The sequence below is a fragment of the Tritonibacter horizontis genome (assembly GCF_001518015.1).
GTDB classification, from domain to species: Bacteria; Pseudomonadota; Alphaproteobacteria; order Rhodobacterales; family Rhodobacteraceae; genus Epibacterium; species Epibacterium horizontis.
The window spans coordinates 75,924-98,485 of record NZ_LPUY01000075.1; the positions used below are offsets into that span (position 1 = coordinate 75,924).

Annotated in this window: 11 protein-coding genes; 9 read left to right on the top strand and 2 right to left on the bottom strand. The window is 64.4% G+C overall.

Annotated features, from left to right (window positions below; genetic code table 11):
- Nucleotides 1–777: a WecB/TagA/CpsF family glycosyltransferase gene (locus tag TRIHO_RS13585; protein WP_068244805.1), complete on the bottom strand. Its 777-nt coding sequence runs from the start codon at nt 775–777 to the stop codon at nt 1–3.
- A 118-nt stretch (nt 778–895) separates the two neighbouring features.
- Between TRIHO_RS13585 and TRIHO_RS13590 the strand changes: the two genes are divergently transcribed.
- From TRIHO_RS13590 to TRIHO_RS13625, 8 genes are all read left to right on the top strand, one after another.
- Nucleotides 896–2,362, top strand: a complete 1,467-nt coding sequence (locus TRIHO_RS13590) for a hypothetical protein (protein WP_068244635.1) — start codon at nt 896–898, stop codon at nt 2,360–2,362.
- Nucleotides 2,363–2,572: 210 nt separating this feature from the next.
- Nucleotides 2,573–9,034, top strand: coding sequence for a type I polyketide synthase (locus TRIHO_RS13595; RefSeq protein ID WP_068244647.1), 6,462 nt, complete (start codon nt 2,573–2,575; stop codon nt 9,032–9,034).
- 3 nt (nt 9,035–9,037) lie between these two features.
- A complete protein-coding gene (locus TRIHO_RS13600; protein ID WP_068244650.1) occupies nt 9,038–10,042 on the top strand; it encodes a glycosyltransferase family 2 protein in 1,005 nt (334 codons plus the stop codon).
- Complete coding sequence (locus TRIHO_RS13605) at nt 10,039–14,676, top strand: MupA/Atu3671 family FMN-dependent luciferase-like monooxygenase (protein WP_068244653.1); 4,638 nt, start codon at nt 10,039–10,041, stop codon at nt 14,674–14,676. The genes TRIHO_RS13600 and TRIHO_RS13605 overlap by 4 nt, the downstream gene beginning before the upstream one ends.
- Entirely contained in the window at nt 14,673–15,383 is a 711-nt protein-coding gene (locus tag TRIHO_RS13610) for a 4'-phosphopantetheinyl transferase family protein (protein WP_068244656.1), read from the top strand. Before TRIHO_RS13605 ends, TRIHO_RS13610 begins: the two co-directional genes overlap by 4 nt.
- Nucleotides 15,380–16,375: a hypothetical protein gene (locus TRIHO_RS13615; RefSeq protein WP_068244659.1), complete on the top strand. Its 996-nt coding sequence runs from the start codon at nt 15,380–15,382 to the stop codon at nt 16,373–16,375. Before TRIHO_RS13610 ends, TRIHO_RS13615 begins: the two co-directional genes overlap by 4 nt.
- Nucleotides 16,372–18,915: a hypothetical protein gene (locus tag TRIHO_RS13620; RefSeq protein ID WP_068244662.1), complete on the top strand. Its 2,544-nt coding sequence runs from the start codon at nt 16,372–16,374 to the stop codon at nt 18,913–18,915. Before TRIHO_RS13615 ends, TRIHO_RS13620 begins: the two co-directional genes overlap by 4 nt.
- Entirely contained in the window at nt 18,912–19,763 is an 852-nt protein-coding gene (locus TRIHO_RS13625; RefSeq protein ID WP_068244664.1) for a glycosyltransferase family 2 protein, read from the top strand. Before TRIHO_RS13620 ends, TRIHO_RS13625 begins: the two co-directional genes overlap by 4 nt.
- Here TRIHO_RS13625 and TRIHO_RS13630 read toward each other — a convergent pair.
- Nucleotides 19,750–20,988, bottom strand: a complete 1,239-nt coding sequence (locus tag TRIHO_RS13630) for a glycosyltransferase (protein ID WP_068244666.1) — start codon at nt 20,986–20,988, stop codon at nt 19,750–19,752. The genes TRIHO_RS13625 and TRIHO_RS13630 overlap by 14 nt on opposite strands.
- Nucleotides 20,989–21,197: 209 nt before the next feature.
- On the opposite strand from TRIHO_RS13630, the gene TRIHO_RS13635 reads away from it, so the two are divergent.
- The gene (locus TRIHO_RS13635; RefSeq protein WP_068244671.1) at nt 21,198–22,550 is read left to right on the top strand and encodes an oligosaccharide flippase family protein; all 1,353 of its coding nucleotides are present in this window, start codon (nt 21,198–21,200) and stop codon (nt 22,548–22,550) included.
- Nucleotides 22,551–22,562 lie beyond the last annotated feature (12 nt).

A 22,562-nucleotide genomic window follows, 5' to 3' on the forward strand; every position in this document is an offset into this window, starting at 1 on the left:
TCAGCCCTTTGCCGCGCGGCCTTTGGCCTGATACCGAAGCCGCAGCGCGCCCGCGATATGTCCCGGCAGTACCGCGAAACAGCGGGCATAGCGTGGCAACAGGCGCTGCGGGTGGCTCAGCATGCGCCAGAGCCATTCCAGTGCCACGGCCCGAACCCAACGCGGCGCCCGGCGCTGGTGGCCGGCAACGAAATCCAGCCCCGCCCCGATGGACGCAAAACCGACAGATGGCGACAGCTGACGGCCCAACTGCGCGAATTGTTCCTGCTTTGGCGCCCCCAAAGCAACGAAACACAGGGCAATTCCCGCGGTTTCCAGCTCTGCCAGGATCGCGCGCGCGTCTTCGCCTGCCGGATCAAAACCCTGACTCGGGGCACGAAGATATGTGACCTGCAGGCCATCGACGCTGGAGACCAGCCGGGCGGCAGACCGGTCCAGCACGGGTTGGGAGGAGCCGACAAACGCCACCTTCCCCCCTTCCGCCGCCGCCAGCCTGCACAGTGGCAGGATCAGATCCGATCCGGGCAAAAGCGCCACCCTGCGTCTGGCCAGTCGCGACAGCCAGACAATCGGACGCCCGTCCGCCACAACAAGATCGTGATCCAGATAGGCCGCGAGAAAGGCGCGATCCTGCGCCAGTTTCACCAGATGGTCGAGATTGACCGTCGCAAGGGCAAATCCCTGACCGGTGCGAAATCTATCTACAATTAACGAGGCCAGGCGCCCCCAATCGGGCACATTTACGTCAAGGCGTTGATTGTTGAACAAAAAGTACATATCGATTCGATGCGCCATTTGGGCAGGACGTCGGTTTCTGGCTCGGCTGAGCATGGTTTGATTCAGCTGTTTCGGGTATCTCTAGAGTTGGAATTGGGTCGAAGTAGGGCGGGAATTCGTGCCAAACGCAATCGCGTATATGATGCTTCTGGTCTGGCCTGTCGCCACCTTGGTCTTTTTTCAAAGGTTGCCAGTGGCGCGCGCGATCCTGCTGTGCCTGATGGGTGGCTACCTGTTGCTGCCGCCGCTGGCGTCCTTTGCCCTGCCGCTGGTGCCCAATCTGGACAAATTCTCGATCAGCTCAATCATGGCGCTTGTCGGCTGCCTGTTTGTCGCCCGAGCCCCGGTGCCTGCCCTGCCCAGACACGGGTTCATGCGGGTGATGGTCTGTCTGTTTGTGCTCTGTGCCCTGCCCACGGTCCTGACCAACAGAGACGGTATCATATTCGAATCAACGCCAAATGCCGGGCCGATCGTGTTCTTTGTCGATCAGCTCCCCGGGCTGAGGCTGCGCGATCTGGCCTCTGTCGTGATGGAACAGCTGATCATTCTGATCCCGTTTTTCATCGCGCGGAGACATCTGTCGACCCCAGAGGCACATCGGGATCTGTTGTTCGCCTTTTTCCTCGGCGGCATGATCTATTCCATCCCGTCGTTGATCGAAATCCGCGTCAGCCCGCAGATCAACGTCTGGATCTACGGCTTCTTCCAGCATGATTTTGCGCAGATGATACGCAATGGCGGGTACCGGGCGATCGTGTTTCTGCCGCATGCGCTCTGGCTGGCACTGTTCATGCTGAGCGCGCTTCTGGCGACCACGGCGCTGGCGCGGGTCCAGACGGGCAACAGCAAAGTGCGCTTTGGCCTCGCTGCATTCTATCTGTTTGCGGTGCTCGTCCTGTGCAAGAGCCTGGCGTCGCTGGCCTATGGGCTGGCGTTCACGCCGCTGGTGGCGCTCGCGCCGTTCCGGTTCCAGATCAAGGTGGCGCTGGGGATCGCGCTGATCGGCTGTATCTACCCGATGCTGCGCAACACCGGCATCATTCCGACCGATGCGATTGTGGCCTATGTCGAAAGCTTCAGCCCGGCGCGGGCGCAATCGCTCGGCTATCGGTTTGACAATGAACAGATGCTGCTGGAGCGGGCCGCCGAGAAGCCGCTGTTCGGCTGGGGCGGCTGGGGACGAAATCTGATCCGGGAGGCCCAGTCGGGCCGTATCCTGTCTATTCCCGACGGTCACTGGATCATCGCATTCGGCACCTTTGGCTGGATCGGGTATCTGGCAGAGATGGGGATTCTGGCAGGGTCACTGGCTTTGCTGCATCTTGCGCTGCGCAAGACGCCCCAGGACGAGATTTCTCCCTACATCTCTTGTATTTCGCTGATACTTGGGGCGACGATGGTGGATATGCTGGTGAACGATACATTGGTGCCCGTGACCTGGATGTGCGCCGGGGCGATTTTGGGCTATGCGGAACGCATCCTTTATCCAGACCTCTTTGCGCCCCGGCCGCGACTGTTCGGCGGGCAACAGGCGCTCGCCCCCAGCTCTGCGGGTGCCCGGCTGACATCGCTGATGAAATAGTCCATTTAACGCTTTGGACAGGCAATAGACCGTATTTTGGCCACAATAGCTCCTCTTGCCCGCCCAAGATTATCGCAAAAAGTGGCATGTGTTCGGGATCCAGTGCTGCTTGACCACCGCAACACGCAGCCTGGTTCACACACAACCGGAAAGATCATAGCGGCCCGGATCTCTGACGGACCTGAGTAAAGACGAAGGAACACGCGCGAAATGGGACATTCTGAACAGGCGTTCGGCACGGCCATCGGCCCTGATGACATCGCTGTCGTCGGCATGTCTGTCAGCTTGCCCGGCGCCGCCTCGGTAGAGGCCTTCTGGACCAACCTGCGCGACGGCGTCGAATCCATCGAAATCCTCGACGAGGACAGCCTGTTGCAGGCTGGCGAGCGGCCAGATGTCCTGCGTGCGCCGAACTATGTCGCCGCCGCCGCCCCCCTGCAGGGGTTTGACATGTTTGACGCGGAATTTTTTGGCTTTTCCCCCAAGGAGGCCGCGATCCTCGACCCGCAGCACCGCAAGTTCCTCGAAGTGGCCTGGAGCGCGATGGAGGATGCCGGACATACGCCCGAAAGCCTGAAGGGCCAGGTCGGCGTCTATGCGGGCTGCGGCATGGGGAGCTATTTCTATTTCAACATCTGCTCCAACCCAGATCTGGTTGATGATGTCGGCATGTTCCTGCTGCGCCACACTGGCAACGACAAGGATTTCCTGACCACGCGGGTCAGCCATGTCTTTGACCTGAAGGGGCCATCGGTCAATGTGCAGACCGCCTGTTCCACCTCTCTGGTCGCCATCCACTATGCCGCCGAGGCGCTGCGCAAGGGGGACTGTGACATGGCCCTGGCCGGCGGTGTCACCATCGAACTGCCGCAGGGGCGCGGGTATCTGTTCAAGGAGAACGAGATCCTGTCCCCGTACGGTCATTGCCATGCCTTCGACCATCGCGCACAGGGCACCGTGTTTGGCTCCGGCGCCGGTGCCGTGGCGTTGCGCCGGCTCAGCGATGCCGTCGCGGATGGCGATCATATCTGGGCGGTCATCAAAGGCTCTGCCATCAACAATGACGGCGCGGCAAAGGCTGGCTACCTCGCGCCCTCGGTCGATGGCCAGTCCGAGGCGGTGCGCAAGGCGCTGACCGCCGCCAAGGTCCACCCCGAAAGCATCGATTATGTCGAATGCCATGGCACCGGAACCTTTATCGGTGACCCGATCGAGGTCGCCGCGCTGAGCGAAGCCTACCGCGAACGCACGGATGCGACTGGATATTGCCGCCTTGGGTCGGTCAAAACCAACATCGGCCATCTCGACACCGCCGCCGGTGTCGCCGGTTTTGTCAAGACGGCCCTGTCGCTGACCCACAAAACGCTGCCGCCCTCGCTGGGCTATGAGGCCCCCAACCCCACCATAGATTTCGACGCCTCGCCCTTTCGGGTCAATGACCGGCTCACGCCTTGGGTCTCGCACCGTGGGCCACGCCGGGCCGGGGTCAATGCGCTTGGGGTTGGCGGCACCAATGCCCATGCCATCCTCGAAGAAGCGCCGGTTCGCGCCCCCTCCGAGGAAAGCGATTTCCCGTTTCAGATCCTGTGTGTGTCCGGCCAGTCCAAGGCCGCGCTGGAGGCCAATACCCAGAACCTCGTGGCCTATCTGCGCGCCAATCCGCAGGTCGATCTGGCCGATGTCGCCTACACGCTGAAGGAAGGCCGGCGCGGTTTTGCCAAACGGCGTGTGGTCGTCGCCGAAACCGCGACCGAGGCCGCCGACAGGCTGGAGGCGGCCAATCCGCGCGCGGTCTTTACCCATGATCGCCTCGGTCCCGCACCAGAGGTGGTGTTCATGTTCCCCGGTGGCGGCGCGCAATATGCCGGGATGGCGCGCGATCTATATGAAACAGAACCGGTCTTTGCCGATTGGATGGACCGGGGCCTCGATCACCTGGCGCAAAACCTCGATTTTGATCTGCGCGCGGTCTGGCTGCCTGATCCCGGATCAGAGGCCAGCGCAAATGCGGCCCTGCTGACGCCATCGGTGCAATTGCCGCTGATCATGATCGTCGAATATGCGCTAGCGCAGCTCTGGATCAGCTGGGGCATCAAACCTGCGGCGCTGGTCGGCCACTCGATGGGCGAAAACACCGCCGCGTGTCTTGCCGGTGTCCTCGGGTTTGAGGACTGCATCGACCTTGTGCATCTGCGCGGACAGCTGTTTGACACGGTCGACCCCGGCGGCATGCTGTCGATTTCGCTGCCGCTGGCAGAGGTCGAGGCGCTGATCGGAATGGATCTGGACATCGCCAGCGTGAATGCGCCGGAACTGACGGCCGTGTCCGGCCCCAACGCCGCGCTTGATGCGCTGGCAGAGACCCTGCGGGCGCGCGATGTGGAATTTCAGCGCATTCCGATTGATATTGCGGCGCACAGCCGGATGCTGGAACCGATCCTGACGCAGTATGGCGATTTTCTGCGAAAGCTGGATCTGAAACCCGCAACCCTGCCGGTGATCTCTAACCGCACCGGCCAGCTGCTGAGTGCCGAGCAGGCGACCAGTGCCGACTATTGGGTCGGCCAGCTGCGCAACACTGTGCGGTTTGCCGATTGCATCGACACGCTGTCAGCCACGCCCGGGCGGGTTTATCTGGAGGTCGGGCCCGGCAAGGCCCTGAGCGCATTGGCGCAGATGGCGCCGCAGGTGCGTGCCGGGCAGGTCCTCAGCTCCTTGCGCCACCCGGATCAGGAGGTGGCGGATGATGCGTATTTCTTTGGCGTCATCGGGCGGCTCTGGGCCTGCGGTGTGGAGGCCGACTGGCCGCAGATCTGGGGCGATTCCCGACGTCTGCGCCTGCCCCTGCCGACCTACGCCTTTCAGCGCAGCCGCTATTTCATCGAACCGGGCAAGGCTGCCGCCACCCCGGAACCCGATCTGCCCGCGCGACACGAAGACCTCGCCGATTGGGGCTACCGGCCCGATTGGCGCCCCCGGCTGGCCGATTGCAGCGCCGATCTGGAGGCTGAGCTGCGCCGCACGCCACTGCGCTGGTTGATCTTTGAAGACAGCACCGGTCAGGCCGCGGCCTGCAGCGCGCGACTGGCTGCCGCCGGTCATCAGGTGGTGCGGGTGCGCGCCGGGGATACCTATGCCCAGCTTGCGCCCGACCTGTATCAGCTTGCACCGGAAGAAGGCCGGTTTGGCTATGAGGCGCTGCTGGCTGACCTGGCCGAAGCGGCGCTGCTGCCCGACCGGATCGGGCATTTCTGGCTGGTGACCAACGCGCAAGAGCACCGGCCCGGCTCTTCCTTTTTTGATCGCAACGTCGAAATGGGCCTGCTGTCGCTGACCGGTCTGGGTCAGGCCCTTGCCGAGGCCGATCTGCCGCAGCCCGTGCATATCTGCGTGATGACCACCGGTGCGGCGCAGGTGCGGGACGAGGCGTTGCCAACGCCGGAAAAGGCCATGATTTCCGGCCCCGCCGGGGTGTTGCCGCGTGAGGTGGCGGGCGTGACGGTGGCGATCTGCGACATAGAGCTGCCCGAACCGCCTGCTGGGTTTGCCGCGCTTTTGTCCAGGGCACCAACCACGGATATCAGTCCCCGTTTGCTCCAGGAGCTCCTGGCCGAACCGGCCAACAGCACCGCCGCCTGGCGTGGGAGTGCCCGGTTTGAACTGGCCTATCGCGCGACGAGGCTGCTTGCTCCTGAGCGGCAAGATGTGCCGCTACAACACGGCGGGCACTATCTGCTGACCGGTGGTTACGGCGGGATCGGCCTGACCGTGGCGGAACATCTGATGCGCCACTACGCCGCCCGGGTCACGCTGGTCTCGCGCGAGGCGCTGCCGCTTCAAGCGGATTGGGACAGCTATCTGAACCGTCACAGCCCGCAGGACCGGATGGCCCGCCGGATCCGCGCGGTTCAAAAACTACAGAGCACCGGGGCCGGCGAGGTACTGACCCTGCGCGCCGATGTCTGCAACCTGCAGGACATGCGCGCGGCGGTGGACGCGGCCCAGGCGGCCTTTGGTCCGCTGACAGGCGTGTTCCATGGCGCGGGCCATGTGGCGGATGCGCCGCTTCTGGCCAAGACCGAGAGCCAGATCGCAGCGGTTCTGGCCCCGAAGGTCAGCGGCCTGCGGGTCTTGGATCAGATCTTTCCCGATGGTGCGCTGGCGCTGATGGTTCTGTTTTCCTCCACCTCGACCGTGACGCGCCCGGCGGGGCAGGTCGATTACGTGGCCGCAAACGAATACCTCAACGCCTGGGCCAAGGCGCGGCGCGGCGGCCAGACCCGTGTGATTGCCATCGACTGGGGGATCTGGGCCGAAACCGGCATGGCGGCCGAGGCAATGGCCGCGCGACAGGGCAGGATCACCCTGCCGGACCCCAGCCCCTGCGCCGCCCCCCTCTGGCACAGTCGCGGCTTTGACACAGCTGGCGGTGCGGTGTTTCGCAGCCTGTTTGATGCCCGCACCGACTGGCTGTTGAACGAGCACCGCACCGCAGATGGCGCCGCCTTGATCCCCGGCACGGGATACATCGAACTGATCGCCGAAGCGCTACACTGCCAGGGCACCTCTGCCCCCTTTGAAATTCGCGACCTTTATTTCCTGCAACCGTTTCAGGTCGCGGACACCGCACCGCGCCAGGCGGTTCTGCAACTGGCGGCTTCGGATCCGGGCTATCGCGCCAGGCTGCACGCCGGCACGCCAGAGGGATATGTAACCACGGCCGAAGCGCAGGTTGCCCCGCTGGCGCCCGCGCCCGCGATCGGCGTCGTCTCTCTGGATCAGATCCGTGACCGCTGCAAAAAGCGTTCCGCCGCGCCCGAAGGCGGACGATTGCGGTCGCCGCAAGAGGCCAACCTGCGGTTTGGCCCCCGGTGGCATGTCCTGCAGGAAACGGCATTGGGCGACGGCGAAGGGCTCGCGCATTTGCGGCTTCCTGATCTGGCACAGAAGGATGCCACCCTGCTGCATCCCGGTCTGATGGATCTTGCTACCGGATGGGCGATTTCGCTGGCCCCGGACTATGCGCCCGAAACGCTCTGGGTGCCGGTGTCCTACGGGGCCATCCGGGTGTTCTCTGCGCTGCCACATGAGATCTACAGCCATGTCCGGCTGGTGGCCGAAGATGAAGCGCCAGGAACGGCGCTGTTCGACATCACGCTGACCGACCCCACCGGCCAGGTTCTGGTGGAGATTACACATTTCCGGATGCAGGCGCTGACCGGCGGGTTTGGCCTGCAGCCGGCCCGCACCAGCGTTTCCGCCATCGCGCTGGGGCTTGAGGCAGAGACCGAGATCCAACCGCTCTCGCCGGACGAACGACGCCTGGTCGCCAATCTTGAAAATGGCATCCGCACAGCGGACGCAGGCAACGCGCTGGAGCGGGCGCTGGCCCAGGAAGATCCCCAGATCATCGTGTCATCGCTGGATTTGCCGGACCTGATCCGGCAGGCGCAATCAAGCGGTCAGATCCCCCCCAGCAGCACATCGCAAAGCTTTGAACGACCGGATCTCGATACCGACTATGTCGCACCGCGCACCGCCCTCGAAGAAACGCTGGCCGGGTATTTTGGCGCGCTTCTGGGGCTGTCGCAGATCGGCGTCGAGGACAGTTTCTTTGATCTTGGCGGTCACTCGCTGATCGCGGTGCGGCTGTTTGCGCAGATCAAGCGCGAGCTTGGGCTGGACTGGCCGATGTCGGTACTGTTCGAGGCCCCGAGTGTGGCCTCCCTGGCGGCCCGGATCGAAGCAGAAAGCGACCAGCCCGGTCGCGGAAACAATGGCGTCGCCAGCGAAGAACCCGCGGGCGACGCGCCGGTGTTCAAACATCTGGTGCGGCTCCATCCTGGCAAGGTCCCGGACGCGCGGCCGATGTTCATCGTTGCGGGCATGTTTGGCAATGTGCTCAACCTGCGTCACCTGGCCCAGATCCTCGGCGAGGACCGGCCGGTCTATGGCCTGCAGGCGCGCGGACTTGTCGGCGCGGATGCACCGCATGACCGCATTCCGGACGCCGCGCGCGACTATATCGCGGAGATGCGGCATATTCAGCCGGATGGGCCGTTTCTGGTCGGCGGCTTTTCCGGAGGGGGGATCACCGCCTGGGACATCGCCCAGCAGCTTCGGGCCTCGGGCGATGCGGTGGATGCGCTGGTACTGCTGGACACGCCGCTGCCGGTGCGCCCGTCGCTGACGGCCCCCGACAAGATGCTGATCAAACTGGCAGAATTGCGCGACAAAGGCGCCGGCTTTGTCGCCGAATGGGCGCGCAACCGGGTGGCCTGGGAAATTCACAAGAGGCAGGCACCGCCGACGGATCAGAACACCGGCACCGGCTTCAACAACCGCAAGATCGAACAGGCGTTTCGCACCGCGATTGCAACCTACGCGCCGCAGGTCTGGGACGGTCCGGTCACGCTCTATCGTCCGGCGCTGGATCGCCAGTGGAAGGTCACTGGCGGACGCTGGGTCAGCACGGAACGGGAATATGTCTACCCGGACAACGACTGGACCCGTTTCGCGCCCAACCTCAAGGTGGTCGAAGTGCCCGGCGATCACGATGGCATGGTACTGGATCCCAACGTTAGCGTTCTCGGCAAGGCGATCCGGGCGCTTCTGGCCCAGACCGCGCGCGGGTCGCAAACCGCCCCGGACCGCGCCCGGGCGGCGGAGTAATCCATGAACGACACCACGGTCCTGACCCTGATCCTGAACTTTCGCACCCCGGAGATGACCCTGCGGTCCGCGGCGGCTGCGCTGGCGGCGATGGACGGCCTGCCCGGCGAGGTACTGATCATCGACAATGGCTCTGACGATGGCTCCTTCAAGGCCCTTCAGGCCGGGGCCGAGGCGCGGGGTTGGCTGCAGGGGGGGCGGCTTCGTGTTCAGGCGTCTGCGCGCAATGGCGGCTTTGGCGCGGGGATGAACATCGGCTTTGCCCAGACCCTTTCAACGGGGGAGAGGCCGGATGTCTATTACCTGCTGAATTCGGATGCCTTCCCCGATCCGGACTGCATTCGCCACCTGCGGGATTTCCTGGGCCGCACGCCGCGCGCCGGGCTGGCGGGCTCCTTTGTGCAGGGCGAGGACAGCGTGCCTCATTGCACCCTGTTCCGCTTTCCGACCATCGCCAGCGAATTTGAGGGCGCCGCCCGCACCGGGGTAATTTCACGCCTGCTGCACCATGCAATCGTGCCGCTGCCGATCCCACAGCACCCGCAACAGGTCGATTGGACCGCCGGGGCCAGCCTGATGATCCGGCGGGCTGTGATCGACGAGATTGGCGGCTTTGACGAGCGGTTCTTTCTCTATTTTGAGGAAACCGAACTGTGTCATCGGGCGGCACGGGCCGGGTGGCAGACCTACTACGTTCCGCAAAGCCGGGTCACCCATGTTGGCTCCGTCTCGACCGGGATGAAGACATGGACCCGCACGCCGGACTTCTGGTTCACGTCCCGATTGTATTATTTCACCCGGACCCATGGTGCGCTTTATGCGGCGGTGGCGACCTTTGCCCGGCTGGCCGGGGGCGCGGTCTATGGCCTGCGCCGGTTGCTGAACGGCAAACCCCGCGCCGAGGCGAAGGGATTTTATTTCGACCTGATCCGCCATGGTCTCAGGTCGCTCATCTCTCCCGCCCGCGCGCCCCGACGCGGGACATCCTTGTCGGAGGAGTCCAAGTGACTGCATTTTCCACGATTGTTATTGGCAACGAATCCCTGTTGATCGGCTGCGGCGATAGCCTGCTGGCACGCGGTCACGATGTACGGGCGGTGGTCAGCGACAATCCGGATGTGTTGGCCTGGGCCCGGGACAAGGGGCTTGTGACCCTGTCGGACCCCAAGGACATCACCGGGCCGGTCGATTGGCTTTTTTCCATCGCCAACCTGCGGGTGCTTTCGGCTGCGGTCCTCGGGCAGGCCAGGCTGGGCGCTGTCAATTTTCACGACGGTCCGTTGCCGGAGCGGGCCGGCCTCAACACGCCGAATTGGGCAATCATCGAGGGCGCGACAGAGCACGGCATCACCTGGCACCTGATCGAAGGCGGCGTGGACGAAGGTGACATTCTGGCCCAGCGCCGGTTTGCCCTTGCCCCGGACGAAACCGCGTTCAGCCTCAATTCAAAATGCTATGGCGCGGCTCTGGACAGTTTTGGCGATGTCCTGGACCAGCTTGAAACCGGCGTGCTTGACCGGCAACCGCAGGATCTGAGCCATCGGCGCTATCATGCCCGTGCCGACCGCCCTGCCGGGGGCGGGCTGTTGCGCTTTGACCGCTCGGCGGCGGCGCTGTCGCAATTGGTGCGCGGGCTGGACATGGGCGGCTACTGGAACCCACTGACCACGGCCAAGGTTGACCTCGGCGAGAGCTTGGTGATCGTCGGGAAAGCGGCGCCAACCGTGGATCACGGGCCTGCGGGCCAGGTGCTGGCGGTGACGGAAACCACGCTGACCGTCGCCTGCGCAGAGGGGGCGGTTGTACTGTCGGACATCAGGACGCTGCAGGGCGGGCCTGTCATCGTATCTGATCTGCTCCAGACCGGCACGCAGCTGCCGATCCGGGACGCCGCCCGGTGCGACGCCATTGAAAGCGCACTGCGCACCGTGCAACGCGCCGAACCCTTCTGGCGCCGTCAACTTGCAGAAATGCAGCCCCTGCCCCTGCCGCTCGCCCAGTCGGTGGGCCGGTCGGTGGCTCTGCCGTCGGCCTCCGGTGAAACGGGTTCAAAGGCGCGCATTGCAACAGACATCACCCTGCCCGCTGCCCTGCCCACCGAGACGCTATTGGCGCTGATCCTGACCTGGGCCCTGCGCAGCACGGGCGAGGCCAGCGGCACGATCGCGCTGACCCTCCACGGAGCGGCGGACACCGATCCCGGCGTCATCAATACCTGGGCGCCACTGAATGGCATTCAGTCCGAAACCCTGGCCGATCTCAGAGCCCGGATGGCGCAAGTTATCCGCCACACAGCCGAAGGCGGCGGGTTTGCCACCGATCTGATGGCGCGGGCGCCGGAGGTCTCTCCACAGGCGACACCAGCGATCTCGGTCTGCCTGGAGGCGGATGTGACGCTGCCGGACACGCTCCTTGCGGTGCAGCGCTGCGGTCACCAGCTGCGCCTCTCTGCCAGTGCGGACCATCTGTCAGCCGAGGCGCTCGACCTTCTGGCTGCGCGACTGTCAATGCTGCTGGCCATACCGGCCCCATCCGACGCACAACCGCTGCAGGCGCTGCCCATGCTGCCCGAGGCGGAACGCAAATTGATGCTGGAGGACTGGAATGCGACCGGCGCAGATGCCGCCGCAGATCAGACCATTCACGGCGCGATCAAAGCGCAGGCCCTGCGCACGCCCGCCGCGACTGCAGTGGTGTTCGAAGACCAATCCCTGACCTATGCGGAGCTGGACCGCCGCGCCAATGCGCTGGCTCATCACTTGCACGCGCAGGGGATCAGCTCCGGCAGCCACGTGGGCGTCTACCTCCGCCGGTCAATGGACCTTGTGGTCGCGACCTTGGGCATTCTCAAAGCCGGAGCGGCCTATGTGCCGCTGGACCCCGCCTATCCGGCCGACCGGATCGCCCATTTCGTGACCGACAGCGGGGCCGAGATGGTCATCACACAATCCGGTCTGCTGGCGGACCTGCCCGACAGCGCCGCGCGGAGCCTCTGCATCGACACGCTCGACCTGTCCATGACGGCACCGTCGCCCCTGCCAGCGCAGGCGGGCGGCGACGATCTGGCCTATCTAATTTACACCTCCGGCTCTACCGGGGTGCCAAAGGGCGTGATGGTGCGTCATCGCAACGTGGCCAATTTCTTTGTCGGCATGGATGCCTGCATTCCCCACGCGCCGGGCGACAGCTGGCTTGCGGTCACAAGCCTGTCCTTTGACATTTCGGTGCTGGAGCTGTTCTGGACCCTGGCCCGCGGCTTCAAACTGGTCCTGTCGAGCGATGAGAGCCGGCTGCAGCTGGCCAATGGCCCCATTGCGGTCAGCGACCGGAAAATGGATTTCAACCTGTTTTACTGGGGCAACGACGATGGCGCGGGAGAGCAGAAATATCACCTCCTGCTGGAGGGGGCGAAGTTTGCCGATGCGCATGGGTTCAATGCGGTCTGGACCCCAGAGCGGCATTTCCACGCCTTTGGCGGCCCCTACCCCAACCCCGCGGTCACCGGCGCGGCAGTCGCGGCTGTAACCAACCGGATCGGCGTCCGGGCCGGGTCCTGTGTTGCCCCCCTGCATCATCCGGCCCGCATCGCCGAGGAATGGGCGGTGATTGACAATCTGACCGGCGGCCGCGCGGGCATCGGCTTTGCCTCCGGCTGGCAACCGGATGATTTTGTGCTGCGCCCCGAGAACACCCCGCCTGCCAACAAGGCCGCGCTGTTTGAAACGCTTGAGACGGTGCGCCGGCTGTGGCGTGGCGAGGCGGTCGAATTTGCCCGCCAGGACGGCAGCCCCCACAGCGTTGTGACCCAACCCCGCCCGGTGTCGCCCGAACTTCCTGTCTGGATCACCACGGCGGGCAACCCCGACACCTGGCGCGAGGCGGGCCACGCGGGGGCCAATGTGCTGACCCATCTTCTGGGCCAGAGCATCGAAGAGGTCGGGCAGAAGATCCAGATCTATCACGCCGCCCTGCGTGAGGCGGGCCACGATCCGGCGGACTTTGCCGTCACCTTGATGTTGCACAGCTACCTCGCCGACACCCGCGCCAAAGCCCGCGCCGTCGCGCGCGAACCGATGAAAGACTATCTGCGGTCGGCCGCCGGGTTGATCAAACAATACGCCTGGGCCTTTCCCGCCTTCAAAAAGCCAAAGGGCGTTGAAAACCCGTTCCAGCTCGATCTCGCCAGCCTCGACGCCGAAGAGCTTGAGGCGATCCTTGATTTTGCGTTTGAGCGGTACTTCGAGGAGTCGGGCCTGTTCGGCACCATCGACGATGCGCTGTTGCGCGTGGAGCAGCTGAAACAGATCGGCGTCGACGAGATTGCCTGCCTGATCGACTATGGCATCGCCCCGAACCAGGTGCTGGAGGGGCTGAAACCGCTGGCCGAGGTCTTGCGGATTTCCAACCGCGCACAGGAGCTGGCGCCCGAAGACCACTCCCTGGCTGCGCAAATCCTGCGGCATGGGGTCAGCCATCTGCAGTGCACCCCCTCGATGGCCCGGATGATCGCCACAGACCCGGACGCCGGCCCCGTGCTGGGTCGGCTCCGGCACTTGCTGGTGGGCGGCGAGGCGCTGCCCGGGGATCTGCTGGCCGAGCTGCGCCGCCGCACACCGGCGCAGATCCACAATATGTACGGCCCGACCGAAACCACCATCTGGTCGACGGTCGAAACCTTGACGGAAACGCCCAGCGGTATTGCCCCCATCGGGCGGCCCATTGCCAATACGTCGGTCTACGTTCTGGACCCGCAGGACCAGCCAGTGCCGGTGGGTGCGGCGGGCGAATTGTGCATTGGCGGCGATGGCGTCACCGCAGGGTATTGGCAGCGCGCCGCCCTCACGGCGGAACGGTTCCCCAACGACCCTTTCCGAAAGGGGAGCAAAATGTACCGCACCGGCGATCTGGTCCGCTGGCGCGTCGATGGGCGGCTGGAATTCCTCGGCCGCACGGATCACCAGGTCAAGATCCGGGGCCAGCGGATTGAACTTGGCGAAATCGAAGCCCGGCTTGCCGCGCTTGAGGGGATCACGGCAGCCGTGGTCGTTCCGCGCAGACTTGGCGCCGATGACCAGCTGGTCGCCTATGTGACGGCCAACGCGCCGCTCTCTGAAACCGCGATAAAAGCGCAGCTTTCCAAACAGTTGTCAGATGTCATGGTGCCGACACATGTGGTCACGTTGAAACACTTCCCGCTGACACCCAACAAAAAGATCGACCGCAAGGCGCTGCCGCCGCCGCAACCGCGACAGGCACCGGCTGCTACGAACGCAACGCCCGCCCCTGCGGCCTCCGAGGTGCAGCAGGCCATTGCCGGGATCTGGCAACAGTTGCTTGGTGTTGCGACGGTGCAGCCGACAGACAATTTCTTTGCGCTCGGCGGTCATTCCCTGCTCGCGGTCCAGGCGCATCGTGACATCCGCCGTGCGCTGGCAACGGATGCATTGTCGATCACCGATATCTTCCGCTTCCCCAGCCTCGGCGGTCTTGCCGCCCATGTTGAGCAACTGACGACAGGCGGAGCGACAAAGGCGTCCCCCTCTGCGCCAGCGCCCGCACCAGAAGCCGCCGCAAGCGACAAGTCCGAAACGATGTCCAAACGACGCGCCATGCGGGCCAGCCGCAAAGCCCGCAACGGATGACCGAGTGCCCGCTACAGGATCGCGACCTGACCGAGGCGCGATGGGCGCTGTTGCGTCCGCTGGTGTCCCCCACGGTTGCCATCGCCGCGCAGGACCCGCTGGCGGCACCGCCTGCTCCCTTTGCGGCGGAAGCGGCCTGTCTTTCGCCCAACGCTGTGGAAAAACGCAAACGGGAATTCGCGGCCGGCCGCGCCGCAGCGCACCAGTCGATGCGCGCGTTGGGAAAGCCCCCGGCCCCCATCCCCATCGGCCCGAAACGCGCGCCCCTCTGGCCGGACGGGCTGGTTGGCAGCATCACGCATTGCAGCAACTGCGCGCTGGCCGCGGTTGCAGCCCGCGCCACACATCAGGGGCTGGGCATTGACGTCGAAGAAGACGCCCCTCTGTCGCGCGACCTCTGGCCCGCGATCGCAAGCCCCGACGAACAGGCCTGGATGGCCACGCAGCCGGACCCGGGCCTTGCGGGCAAGGTGTTGTTTTCCGCCAAAGAAGCCGCCTACAAGGCGCAATACGCGCTGTCGCAGCGATATTTCGGATTTGACGGTCTGACGCTGTCCTTCGATTGGGCCAACACCGGATTTGTCGCGTGTTTTAGCCGCGCACAGCCGCCCTTTCTCGCCGGGCAGAGACTTCGGGGTCGATTTGCCATCGGCTCCGGGGTAATCATCACAGCCGTCGAGATCCTGAACAACGAGTCCTGCCCATGATCCGCCGTCTTCTGCACAGCCCCCGCCGCGCCGCCATGGCCCTTGCGGCGATTGTACCCATCGGGGCAATCGGGATCTGGGGACTGATGGATCAGCAGCGCAGCCTGCCGGTTTCTGCACCGGCGCCGCTGGCCCCCCCAACCGCGCCGATGCAGGTCTACCATCTTGGCCATTCTCTGGTTGGCGCCGAGGTGCCGCATATGCTGCAGCAATTTGCAGGCGCCGGGCACAGCTACAATATGCAACGCGGGTCGGGCACATCCTTGCGTGCCCATTGGGACGAGACCGAAGAGATACTTGATTTTGAACAGGTCAACGCCGCCCCCATCTGGCGGGCACCGCGTGCGGCCATTGCCTCTGGCGACTATGACGCCGTGATCCTGACCGAAATGGTCGAACTGCGGGATGCGATCCGATATTTTGACGGCGCGAAATTCCTGCATCTCTGGGCCGAACTGACCCGAAACAGCAATGCTGAAACGCGGCTCTATCTATACGAGACCTGGCACCGGCTCGACGACCCGGCTGGCTGGCTCACCCGAATTGATAGAGATCTGGATGCCCTTTGGCTTGGCCAATTGATGGCAAAGGACGCGCGTGCAGGCGCCGATCACCCCATCTATCTGATCCCCGGCGGGCAGGTGCTCGGCGCGGTGGTGCGCGCGGCTGAGGCCGGGCAGCTTGCGGGCGTTACCCACCGCGAACAGCTCTTTGCGCGCAACGAGGATGGCAGTCTGGACCAGATCCACCTGAGCCCCCTGGGCGCCTATGTTATTGCGATGGCGCATTATGCCGTCCTCTACCACCGTTCGCCCGAAGGGCTGCCGCATCAGGTGACACTGTCCGATGGCACGCCTTTCGCCGCATTTAACTCCGCCGAAGCCGCCGCAGAGACACAGGCCTTGATCTGGCAGGTGGTGACCCGCATCCCCCATACCGGCCTGTCGCCCGCCGCCCCCGCCGGGGCACAGCCGACCAAGGTGGCGTCATGAGCGTCTCCGAGATCCTGAGCGCGATTGTCATGGTGGGCCATTCACTGATCGGGCCGGAAAACCCGCGTATGTTGGCGCAACTGCTGGCGGCGGGTCTGGATCAATCGCCCACCGTCGAGGCCCAGATCATCAATGGCGCGCCCTTGAGCTACAACTGGGCCCACGCGGACAAGGCGCAGGGCATCAATGCCCGCAACCGCCTGGCGCAGGGCCCGGTGGATGCGGTTGTCGTGACCGAAGCAATGCCGCTGACCAATCATCTGCGCTGGAGCGACACCGAAGGCGCGGTTGCGGATTTCTACGAGCTGGCAGCCCAGACCAACCCGAATGTGACCCTGTTCGTTCAGGAAGGCTGGCACAGCCTCCTCAGCGGCACCGGCGTAGACATCCCCTTTGATGAAGGCGGGCGTGTTCCCTGGCGCCAGCGCCTTGACGACGATCTGCCCCGTTGGCAGCGGGTTGTGGACACGGTCGGCGAACGCACTGGCGGGGATATCCGGCTGTTGCCCGTCGGGCAGGCTCTTGCCCGGCTCTCTGACGCGATCGAGGCGGGCACCGTACCTGGTCTTGCGCGGATCGAGGACCTGTTTTCAGACGATATTCATCCAAATGACATCGGGTTCTATTTCATCAGCCTGGTGCAATATGCGGCGCTGACCGGCACCTCGCCCGAAAACCTTCCGCATGTTCTGAGCACGGAATGGGGCACGCCCTATGCCGCGCCGTCCGAGGCGCTCGCCCTGCGTTTGCAGGACATCGCGGTCAAGGCTGCAAATGGGTCGGACCAGCGCTCCGCCCTGCCCCCGGACCCGATTGCCCTGCCCGAAGACCCGCCCAGCGTGGATTTCAACACCGCCCCCCCAGTGCCGGCGGCCCCAATCAGGGCGGCGTCACTGGATGTGCGAAAACAGCCCATCGTCATGAATTTGGCCCCGGTCCGCGACTGGAGCCCTCAGGCGCCGTTTCTGGATCACTTCAAGACAGCGCGCGGCTGGATCGGCCATCTCCCGGGGCAGTGGGGCGGTGTCACCGAAGCAGACCTGCGCCAGGCGGGATATCTTGATGCTGACGGCTGGCCCCTTGGCGTGCCACCCGAACTGGGCTCTGTGGGGACGGTTCTACTGACCGATCTGCCCGACGCGGCGGTCAGCCTGACCGGGCGCTATGTGCTGCTGTTTGATGGCGATGGGATCGTCGAAGTCGCAGGCCGGGCACGCAATGTGCGCTACGGCGACGGCGAGGTGTCCTTCGACTTCAGCCCGGGGAAGGGCGCCGTAGAGGTGCGCATCCAGCGCAGCGACAGAGAGGGCAGCGGGGACTATGTCCGGAATATCGCGGTGGTCCGCGAAGCAGATCTGCAGGCCTATCAGCAGGGCGCGATTTTCAATCCCGACTGGCTGGATCTGATCGAGGGGTTTTCCGCCCTGCGGTTCATGGACTGGATGGACACCAACAACGCAACGCAAGTGGGATGGGAAGACCGCCCCCGACCCAGCGATCACACCTGGACCCAGTCCGGGGTGCCCGCCGAGATCCTGATCGCGCTGGCGAACCGGATCGGCGCGGATCCCTGGTTCTCGCTGCCGCATATGGCGGATGATACCTATGTGCGCAAACTGGCCGAACTGGTCAGCGCGGGCCTCGACCCCGACCTCAAAGCCTATGTGGAATACTCCAATGAGGTCTGGAACTGGCAGTTTCAGCAAGCCCATTGGGCAGACGCGCAAGCCCGCGCAAGATGGGGCGGCGATGGTCACTGGTTGCAATATTATGCCGGGCGGGCAACCGAGGTCGCCGACATCTGGACCGACGTGTTTACCAGGGATCTGGCCGGCGGGGACCTCGCCCAGCGGCTGGTCCGGGTGCTGTCGTCGCAGACCGGTTGGCTCGGCCTGGAGGAGCAGATCCTCACCGCGCCGCTCTGGACCGCGGAGGAGGCCACGCGGCAGGCGCCCTATCGCAGTTTCGATGCCTATGCTGTCACGGGCTATTTCGGCGCGGCGCTCGGGACACCCGAACGCGCTCCGATGGTGCGGGCCTGGATCGCCGACAGCGAGGAGCGCGCCCGCACCGCCGCCACGTCCAAGGGCCTGCGCGGGCGGGCGGCACAGGACTATGTTGCGGCGCACAGGTATGACATCGCAGTCGCCCAGGCAGCTGCCGAATTGCGCGACGGGCTGAACGGGGGCGATCCCGAAGGCACGCTGGGCGATCTTGTGACGCGGGTTCTGCCCTATCACGCGGATGTCGCGTCCCGGCACGACCTGGACCTGATCATGTATGAAGGCGGCACCCATGTGGTCGGACAGGGCCCCTTGGTCGAAGACGAGGCGCTGACAGCGTTTTTCACCCACCTGAACTACACGCAGGAGATGGCAGAGCTGTATCAGCTGCTTCTCAACGCCTGGCCGGATCTGGGCGGCACTTTGTTTGGTGTTTACTCTGATGTTGCGACACCGGGCCGTTGGGGCAGCTGGGGGCACAAGCGTTTCCTGCGGGACGAAACCCCGCGCTGGGATGTTCTGGAAGCCGCCAGATGACGCATCAGATTTCCGTCTTGATCCCGGCTCACAACGAAGCGGACTACATAACCGCCTGTCTGCGCGCCCTCTTTGCCTCCGCCAAACACATACCGCCAGAAATCCCGGTCGAAGTGCTGGTGGCCGCCAATGGCTGCCGCGATGACACCGCAGCACGGGCGCGGGCGCTTTTGCCGCCAGAGGGCTGGCACCTGAGGGTTCTGGAACAAGACCACGGCAGCAAGACCGGCGCCCTGAACCTCGCTGAAGCGGCGGCACGCGGCTCCATACTGGTCTATCTCGACGCCGATGTTCTGATCGAGCCCGCCCTTTTGTCACAAATCGCGGTGGCGCTGGCGACAGATGATGCGCGCTATGTCAGCGGCACCCCGACGGTGACCCCCGCCCGCAGCGCTTTCACCCGGGCCTATGCCGCGTTCTGGACGCAGTTGCCGTTTGTTCGCAACGGCGTGCCGGGTTTTGGCCTGTTTGCAATGACGCGCGCGGGGCGCGCACGATGGGCAGACTGGCCGGACATCATTTCGGATGACACATTTGCCCGCTTGCAGTTCGCTCCGACAGAACGTCTGCGGCTGCCGGGGCGCTATCAGTGGCCGATGGTCGAGGGGCTGCGCAATCTCGTCCGGGTGAGGCGGCGTCAGGATCGGGGGGTCCAGCAGATCGCAACGCTCTACCCTGGCCTGTTTCGCAATGATGACAAGATCCGGGTGACGGCCTTGGGTCTTGCGGCCCTCGCGCGTCGCAGTCCGCTTGGGTTCCTGGCCTATGGCGTGGTCGCACTTTGCGTCCGCAGCCCGTTTTTTGCCAGCCGCGAAGACCGGCGCAAAGACTGGGTCAGAGGGCGCTAGGCTCCTCGGGCTCTTGCCTGCGGGGGGCGATTGCCGCTGCGAAATGCGACCGCAGTTTTTCGGCTTCTATATCGATATCGTGGCGCTCCAGCACCCGTTCCCTTGCCTGTTTTCCCATAGTCGTGAGCCGGTCCTGCGGCACAGCGGCCAGGCGCAACAACGCATTGGTCAGCGCCTCGACATCCCCCGCAGGCACCAGCCAGCCGGTGTCTTCGGGCAGCACCAATTCAGGCGTTCCCGCAACATAGGTGGCCAGAACCGGGCGCCCCGCCGCCATCGCCTCCATCACCACCATCGGCAACCCCTCGGCAAAAGACGGCATCACCAGCGCATGTGACCGCGCCAGGGCCGCGCGCACGTCTGCCTCGGCCAGCCACCCGGTCAGCGTCACCTGTGCAGACAGGCCGTTGGCCGCAATCGCCGCTTCCAGCGCCCCGCGCATCTCGCCATCGCCGACCAGTGTAAGGTGAATGCCGGGCACATCGCGTATGGCATCTGCCAGCGCCTCGATCAGCAGCATCTGGCCTTTCTGCTCCACAAAGCGGCCAATCGCGACCAGTTTCAGCCCGCCGGTCGGCAGCGCCCCAGGCTCCGGGAACTGGTCAGGCTCGATCCCGCAGTGAACCACCTTGATCCGCGACCAGGCCTGAAACGGTGCCCAGCGACACAGCTGGCTCCGCCCGAAGCTTGAGACTGCGACCGCAAAACGCGCCCGCGTCAGCTTCAGCCCGAGGGCCAGCCGATGCGGCGCGTCGAATTCCTCTGGTCCATGGGTTGTGAAACTATAGCCCGGGCCACCCAGCGCGTCACACAACATGGCAACGGCCGCGGCGTTGGTGCCAAAATGCGCGTGCAGATGCGCGACCCGTTCGCGCCGCGAAACACCCAGCACATAGGCCGCTTCCAGAAGATAGATCGCCGGACGGATGATCCCGCCCCCCGCCAGCGCAAGCTGCAGCACCAGCCAGAGCGCGCAACACATGCGATGCGGCGCGCGGAGCGCCGTTGCCACAAGCGCCCACAGAAGACGCGCCGCCCCCGCCTGCAGAACATAGTGGCACCGCCCCGCCTCTTGCACATCGCCCGGATCAACCAACGCCTGCGCCGAGGCGCGCATTGGCAACCGCAGCACCTCAACACCCTGCCGTTCCAGCGCGCGGATCTCCCGGCGAATGAAACTTTGTGAGGGCTGCGGGTAGGTGTTCAAGACATAGGCAATTTTCAAGCGTCGTGATCCCATTGCAGAGCTTCGCCTGAACCCTAGCCTCAGATCAGCGCTTTGCCCAGCGTCCAGCCCGGTGTTCCTCCCGGGTTTGCGGCAAAAATAGATGCCGTACCAGAGATATAGCCTCCGCCGACCACGGCTGACAATTGACCTCGGGGGCGGTCGGACCTAGCCTGCGGCTGATTTGAACTCACCCGTTTTGGACAGACATGAAACTTGCCCTGCACGGCCATAGCCTGATGGCCCGCGTCGTTCGATCAACCTCCTGGATTGTTCTCGGGTTCGGCGCAGCACAGATGCTGCGGCTCGCCTCCAACCTCTTGCTGACGCGGATCCTGTTTCCAGAAGCCTTTGGGCTGATGGCGCTGGTGACGGTGATCACCATCGGGCTTTCGTTGTTTTCCGATATGGGGGTGTCCAATGCGATCGCCCAGAACCCGCGGGGCGACGACCCGGATTTCCTCGATACCGCCTGGACCGTTCAGATCCTGCGTGGTGGCTTGCTCTGGGTCCTGACAGGCGCCTTGGCGATCCCGGCGGCGCTCTTTTATGCCGCGCCAGAGCTTGCCTATTGCCTGCCGATTGCCGGCGCCGGTCTGGCGCTGCAGGGGTTCACCCCGACAAAGGTCGAGACGGCCTATCGCCACCTGCTCGTCGGGCGGGTTACGGCGCTTACCCTGATTTCGCAGATCCTCGGCATCGCCTTTATGGTCGGGCTGGCGCTCTGGACGCAATCGGTGATCGCCCTTGCAATCGGCAGCGCCTTTCAGGAGGCGGTGCGGCTCTTGCTGTCCTATTGGATGCTGCCGGGCCGCCGCAACCGGTTCCGTTGGGAACCTTCCGCGACAAAAGACCTGATCGGTCTGGGCAAATGGATCTTTCTGTCTACGGCGTGTTTTTTTCTGACCACGCAGGGCGACCGCGCGATCCTGGGCAAATATATCTCGTTGGAGGCCATGGGCGTTTACAACATCGCCTTCTTTCTCGCGAGCTTCCCGGTTCAGCTTGGTCAGGCCGTCAACCAACGGCTGATGATCCCCGTCTACCGTGACAAGCCCGCGATCGACAATCCCGCCAACCGGTTGCGACAACGCCAGCTGCGTTTTGCTCTGACCGCAGGCATTCTGTCGATGCTGTGGCTCATGGCATGGGTCGGTCCCTGGCTGGCTGATGTCATGTATGATGACAGATACAAGGCGGCCGGGCCGATCATCGTGCTTCTGGCGGCCAGCCTCGCGCCCTCGATCATCGTACTGACCTATGACCGCGCTTCCCTCGCGGCGGGCGACAGCAGAGGTTTCTTTTTCTACACCGCCACCCGGGCGAGCCTGCAGACCGCGCTGTTCCTATGGGGCATGTCGCAATATGGCCTGGTGGGCGGCATCGCCGCGATGGGCGTTTCGGTCATTCTTGCCTATCCGACATTGATGCGCCAGACGCGCCCCTATCACGCCCAGGACCCGCTCCATGATGTGATCTACAGCGCCGCGAGCGTTCTGATTTGCGGCGGGGCGGTGATCTATCACTCTGCCGAGATCACAACCGCCCTCACCCATTTCTGACCCATGTCGCCC